The following is a 6,202-nucleotide window of genomic DNA, read 5'->3' as shown; positions in this document are numbered from 1 at the left end:
TAAGCGGGTGATCTGAGCGTTTTTGATCGATTTGCCGCTTTTAAAATCGGCAGGGGCTGAAGTCAGCCAGAAATACACAACTACTTCAGACCATCCCTAACGCGGCCAAGCTGACCCGTGAGTACATCCTCAGCGACGCCGGCCAGATCAACCTGGCCAAAGGCAATGCTCGCCCCATCCGCGCTGAGCACCTGACCCTGCCCGCCGAAGTGCAAGCCAAGCTGCTGCCGCAAGAGCAGTACGCTAAAGTGCAGCCGATCAAGGATGCTGCTGCCTGGGAGGCCACCTCCAAAGCACTGCCGCGCCTGTGGCAGGAACACGTCATCATCAATATGAACTAACGCAATCTGGCCCCGGATACACGCCGGGGCCGATTCGTTGCTAAGGCTTTCAATCATGTCGCACAACGTCATCCTCGTGGTTCTGGATGGCTTGAGCTATCAGGTGGCCCAGCACGCGCTGGGGCATCTGCAGGCTTACTGCCAGGCCGGACGCGCTGCACTGTACAAGCTCGACTGTGAACTTCCCGCGCTGTCACGCCCGCTCTATGAAGCCATCCTGACCGGTGTTACGCCGATCGAGAGCGGCATCGTTAACAACGATGTAGCGCGCCTGTCGAACCAGCGCAGCCTGTTCCACTACGCACGCGAAGGCGGCCTGATCACCGCTGCAGCGGCCTATCACTGGATCAGCGAGCTGTATAACCGCTCACCGTTCCACGCCGCCCGCGACCGTCATACAGCCGACGCCAACCTGCCGATTCAGTACGGCCACTTTTACTACGCCGATCATTACCCGGATTCGCACCTGTTCGCCGATGCGGAAAGCCTGCGCCTGCGCCATGCGCCAAACCTGCTGCTGGTGCACCCGATGAATATCGACGACGCCGGCCACAAGCACGGCCTCGACAGCGCGCAATACCGCAACAGCGCGCGCATGGCTGATGTGTTATTGGCCGAGTACATTCAGCCCTGGCTCGATGCCGGTTACCAGATCATGGTCACCGCCGATCACGGCATGAACAACGACCGCAGCCACAACGGCTTGCTGCCAGAAGAACGCGAAGTGCCGCTGCTGGTGCTCGGCAGCGCCTTCAGTTTGAACCCCAACGCGCAGCCCAAACAGCTGGAGCTATGCGGCACCGTCTGCGAATTGCTCGGCGTGGCCCACGACAAACCTGTCTGCCGGGAGCTTTTATCGTGATACCTGCCCTGCGCGGCAAATGGCTGGCGCTGTTGTGCCTGCTGCCCTTTGCCCTGTTCTTTATCGCCTTCCAGATTGCCCCGCTGCTGTGGGTGGCCAGCAACAGCCTGCAAAGCGCCAATGGCTGGGGGCTGGGCAACTTCAAAGACGCCTTTAGCTCACCGTTTTACCGCCAGGCCATGCGTCACAGCCTGGAAGTGGCGTTCTGGTCGAGTGTGTTTGGCATTGTCATCGCCATCATCGGCAGCTACTCGCTGCGCCAAGTCGACAGCAAGCTGCGCGACTTCGTCATGGCGTTTTCCAACATGACCAGCAACTTCTCCGGCGTGCCGCTGGCGTTTGCCTTTGTCATCCTGCTTGGGTTTAACGGCGCGCTGACCATCCTGCTCAAACAGGCGGGGATCATCGAGGACTTCAACCTCTACTCGAAGACCGGCCTGATCGTGCTTTACACCTACTTCCAGATTCCCCTGGGCGTGCTGCTGCTCTACCCGGCCTTCGACGCCCTGCGTGAAGACTGGCGTGAATCGGCGCAATTGCTCGGCGCGAGCAACTGGGCGTTCTGGCGACATATCGGCCTGCCCGTACTGACCCCGGCGCTGCTCGGCACCTTCGTCATTCTACTGGCCAATGCCCTCGGCGCTTACGCCACGGTGTATGCGCTGACCACGGGTAACTTCAACATCCTGCCGATTCGGATTGCCGCGATGGTTTCCGGCGACATCTTCCTTGACCCGAACATGGCCAGCGCCCTGGCGATGATTCTGGTCGGCCTGATGACCCTGATTACGATCGTTCATCAATGGCTGCTGCGCCGGAGCTACCATGTCCCACGCTGAAAAACGTTCACCGCTGTTCCACCAACTGGTGGTCTACAGCCTGCTGCTGATCCTCATGCTGCCCCTGCTCGGCACCTTGCTCTACTCCTTTTCCACAAGCTGGTCGGCAAGCATTCTGCCTAGCGGGCTGACCTTCAAGTGGTACGTGGAACTGTGGAGTGATTCGCGCTTTCTCGCCGCATTCGGCCGTTCGCTGCTGGTTTGCCTGGCGGCGCTGGCGCTGTCATTGGTGCTGATTCTGCCGCTGCTGTTTGTCGTCAGTTATCACTTCCCCAAACTGGACGGGGTGATGAACGTGCTGATCCTGCTGCCGTTTGCCATTCCGCCGGTGGTGTCCTCGGTCGGCCTGATGCAGCTGTTCGCCGGCGGCCCGCTACCGATTCTCGGCACGCCATGGATTCTGATTGGCTGCTTCTTCACCATCGCCCTGCCCTTTATGTACCGGGCCATCAGCAACAACCTGCAGGCGATCAACCTGCGCGACCTGATGGACGCGGCCCACCTGCTGGGTGCCAGCACTTGGCGCGCGGCCTTTATGGTGGTGCTGCCTAACCTGCGCAAAGGTTTGATGGTCTCGGTGTTTCTCTCCTTTAGCTTCCTGTTCGGTGAGTTCGTGTTTGCCAACCTGCTGGTCGGCAGCCGCTATGAAACCCTGCAGGTGTACCTCTACAACATGCGCAACGACAGCGGCCATTTCACCAGTGCGCTGGTGATTTCCTACTTTATGTTCGTGCTGCTGATGACCTGGGCGGCCAACCGCCTGAATAAGGACAAATCATGAGTTATCTGAGTATCCAAGGCCTGCATAAAAGCTACGGCGACACGGCGATTTTCAGTGACATCAACTGCGAGATTGCCAAGGGCGAATTCATCACCCTGCTCGGCCCGTCCGGTTGCGGCAAGTCCACCCTGCTGCGCTGCATCGCCGGTTTAACCGGGGTCAATGGCGGCAAAATCGTCCTCGATGGTGAAGACCTGGTACCCGTCGCCCCGCAAAAGCGCGGCATCGGCATGGTGTTCCAGAGCTACGCGCTGTTCCCCAACATGACCGTGCAGCAAAACGTCGCCTTCGGCCTGCGCATGCAAAAGGTCAAGGGCAGCGAAGCCGATCAACGGGTCAAGGAAGCCCTGGAACTGGTCGAGCTGAATGATTTTGCCGGCCGCTACCCGCAGCAATTATCCGGCGGCCAGTGCCAACGCGTGGCCCTGGCCCGTTCGCTGGTCACTCGTCCGCGCTTGCTGCTGCTTGATGAGCCGCTGTCGGCGCTGGATGCGCGGATTCGCAAACACCTGCGCGAACAGATCCGCAGCATTCAACAGGAACTGGGCCTGACCACCATTTTCGTCACCCATGATCAGGAAGAAGCGCTGGTCATGAGCGACCGTATCTTCCTGATGAACGCCGGCAAAATCGTCCAGAGCGGCGACGCGGAAACCCTCTACACCGCGCCGGTGGACGCCTTCGCGGCCGGGTTTATCGGCAACTACAACCTGCTCGATGCTGATGTCGCCAGCCGCTTGCTGCTGCGCCCGATCAACAGCCGCGTGGCCATCCGCCCGGAGGCCATTCAGATTGCCAGCCATGGCAGCATCGAAGGGCAGATCCGCAGCCATCGCCTGCTCGGCAACGTCATTCGTTACCGCGTAGAAGCACGTGGCGTCGAACTGCTGGTGGACGTGCTCAACCGCTCAGCCGCTGACCTGCACGCCAGCGGGCAGCGCATCAACCTGAACATTGAAGACAACGCAATCTGTGAGGTGGCCTGATGGCCCTGGCAATTTTCGACCTTGATGAAACCCTGATCGGCGGCGACTGCGCCAGCCTGTGGACCCAGGAAATGGTCAAAATCGGGTGGGCCGATGGCGAGAGCTTTATCGCCCGCGAGCAAGAACTGATGCGCCAATACGCAGCGGGCAGCTTGGCCATGGAAGACTACATGGGCTTCACTCTGTCACCGCTGGTGGGGCGCACGCCGGAAGAAGTCGCGCATGTCGTCGAACCCTTTGTTGAGGACGTGATTGAGCCGATTTTCTACAGCGACGCCACCCGCTGCCTGGCCAACCACCGCGCAGCCGGCGACCGCATTCTGGTGATCTCGGCGTCGGCGCATTTTCTCGTCAGCGCTGTTGCCGCACGCTTGAAAATCGAAGACGTGCTGGCCATCGACCTGGAAGAGCAACACGGCCACTACAGCGGTCGCACCCAAGGCGTGATGACCTACCGCGAAGGCAAAGTCACACGCCTACAGGCATGGATGAAGGAACAGGGAGAAGTGCTCGACGGTGCTTACTTCTACTCCGACTCACGCAACGACCTGCCGCTGCTGCAAGTGGTTGACCATCCGCACGTGGTCAACCCTGATCCCACCTTGCGCGCGCACGCAGAACAGGCCGGCTGGCCGATTCTCAGCTGGCGCTAACCGCTTGCGGCACAAACAGCGCACATAAAAAAACGGGCAACCTGTGCAGGTTGCCCGTTTTTTATTTCGCCCAATGATCAGCTGCGGATCAGGTGATCAAACGCGCTCAGCGATGCCTTGGCCCCTTCACCGACCGCAATGACGATCTGCTTGTACGGCACGGTGGTCACGTCGCCGGCGGCAAACACACCCGGAACGTTGGTGGCACCTTTGGCATCGACAATGATTTCGCCAAAGCGCGACAGTTCCAGTGTGCCTTTGAGCCAATCACTGTTTGGCAGCAGGCCGATCTGCACGAAAATGCCTTCCAGCGCCACGGTGTGCAGCTCTTCAGTCACACGATCCTTGTACACCAGACCATTGACTTTCTGACCGTCGCCTTTGACCTCAGTGGTCTGTGCGCTCTTGATCACCGTCACGTTCGGCAGGCTGTAGAGCTTCTTCTGCAGCACGGCGTCGGCACGCAGGGTGTCGGCAAACTCCAGCAGGGTTACGTGGGCTACCAAACCGGCCAAATCAATCGCGGCCTCGACACCTGAGTTACCGCCACCGATGACCGCAACACGCTTGCCTTTGAACAGCGGGCCGTCGCAGTGCGGGCAGAAGCACACGCCTTTGGCTTTGTATTCCTGCTCACCCGGCACGCCCATTTCACGCCAGCGCGCGCCAGTGGACAGGATCACGGTTTTAGCTTTGAGGCTGGCACCGCTGTCGAACTTCACTTCATGCAAACCGCCTTCGCCAACGGCCGGAATCAGGGCCGTGGCACGTTGCAGGTTCATGATGTCGACTTCGTATTCACGCACGTGCTCTTCGAGTGCACGTACCAGTTTTGGTCCTTCGGTTTCTTTTACCGAAATGAAGTTCTCGATGGACATGGTGTCGAGCACCTGGCCACCGAAACGCTCGGCAGCAATGGCCGTGCGAATACCTTTACGCGCGGCGTAAATCGCCGCTGCCGCACCGGCCGGGCCGCCACCAATCACCAATACATCAAAGGCCGGCTTGGCACTCATTTTCTCGGCATCACGGTTAGACGCGCCGGTGTCGATCTTGGCGAGGATTTCCTTCACGTCCATGCGGCCGGAGGCAAACACTTCGCCATTGAGGTAGATGCTCGGCACGGCCATCACTTGGCGGCGCTCGACTTCTTCCTGGAATAGCGCACCGTCGATGGAGACGTTGCGAATGTTCGGGTTAAGCACGGCCATCAGGTTCAGCGCCTGCACCACGTCCGGGCAGTTCTGGCAGGACAGCGAGTAGTAGGTTTCGAACGCGAAGGAACCCTCAAGGTTCTTGATCTGCTCAATGGTCTCGGCGTCCAGCTTGGACGGGTGGCCGCCCACTTGCAGCAGCGCCAGCACCAGCGAGGTGAACTCATGGCCCATGGGGATACCGGCAAAGGTCAGGCCGATATTGGCACCCGGGCGATTAAGGGCGAAAGACGGACGACGGGCGTCGCTGCCATCAGTCTTCAGGGTGATCTTGTCGGTTAGGCCGACGATGGTTTGCAGCAGTTCGAGCAGCTCTTGCGATTTCGCGCTGTCATCGAGGGATGCGACGATCTCGAACGGCAGGGTGACCTTTTCCAGGTAGGCCTTCAACTGGGTTTGCAGGTTAGCGTCCAACATGGCGGATAGTCCTCCTGAATTCATAGAATAAGTGCAACGCTTGAAACGATAGGCAGAGGGCCAGCCACCGGTAGAATCCAGGCTCTCACACCAAAGGATTCAAGCGCAG

The 6,202-nt window shown here is 59.5% G+C and carries 6 protein-coding genes and 1 pseudogene; 6 read left to right on the top strand and 1 reads right to left on the bottom strand.

What is annotated here, in order from left to right:
- Positions 1-95 precede the first annotated feature (95 nt).
- From AUK77_RS17665 to AUK77_RS17640, 6 genes and pseudogenes are all read left to right on the top strand, one after another.
- Positions 96-341, top strand: a pseudogene (locus AUK77_RS17665) (ABC transporter substrate-binding protein); the annotation flags it as partial.
- A 55-nt stretch (positions 342-396) separates the two neighbouring features.
- Entirely contained in the window at positions 397-1,203 is an 807-nt protein-coding gene (locus AUK77_RS17660) for an alkaline phosphatase family protein (protein ID WP_296132389.1), read from the top strand.
- Positions 1,203-2,042, top strand: a complete 840-nt coding sequence (locus AUK77_RS17655; protein ID WP_296132391.1) for an ABC transporter permease subunit — start codon at positions 1,203-1,205, stop codon at positions 2,040-2,042. The genes AUK77_RS17660 and AUK77_RS17655 overlap by 1 nt, the downstream gene beginning before the upstream one ends.
- On the top strand, positions 2,029-2,823 hold the full coding sequence (locus tag AUK77_RS17650; RefSeq protein ID WP_296132386.1) for an ABC transporter permease subunit: 795 nt from the start codon (positions 2,029-2,031) through the stop codon (positions 2,821-2,823). Before AUK77_RS17655 ends, AUK77_RS17650 begins: the two co-directional genes overlap by 14 nt.
- Positions 2,820-3,809: an ABC transporter ATP-binding protein gene (locus tag AUK77_RS17645; RefSeq protein WP_296132383.1), complete on the top strand. Its 990-nt coding sequence runs from the start codon at positions 2,820-2,822 to the stop codon at positions 3,807-3,809. Before AUK77_RS17650 ends, AUK77_RS17645 begins: the two co-directional genes overlap by 4 nt.
- The gene (locus AUK77_RS17640) at positions 3,809-4,462 is read left to right on the top strand and encodes an HAD family hydrolase (protein WP_296132379.1); all 654 of its coding nucleotides are present in this window, start codon (positions 3,809-3,811) and stop codon (positions 4,460-4,462) included. Before AUK77_RS17645 ends, AUK77_RS17640 begins: the two co-directional genes overlap by 1 nt.
- A 77-nt stretch (positions 4,463-4,539) precedes the next feature.
- Here the strand turns inward: AUK77_RS17640 and ahpF are convergent, their stop codons facing one another.
- Positions 4,540-6,093 (bottom strand): alkyl hydroperoxide reductase subunit F, encoded by a 1,554-nt coding sequence (ahpF, locus tag AUK77_RS17635; RefSeq protein WP_296132376.1) that lies wholly within the window; start codon positions 6,091-6,093, stop codon positions 4,540-4,542.
- Between the last annotated feature and the right edge of the window lie 109 nt (positions 6,094-6,202).

The sequence above is a fragment of the Pseudomonas sp. Ga0074129 genome (assembly GCA_001465025.1).
Lineage (GTDB): Bacteria > Pseudomonadota > Gammaproteobacteria > Pseudomonadales > Pseudomonadaceae > Aquipseudomonas.
Note: the sequence above shows the minus strand (reverse complement) of the source record. Positions and strands in the feature narration are given on the sequence as shown.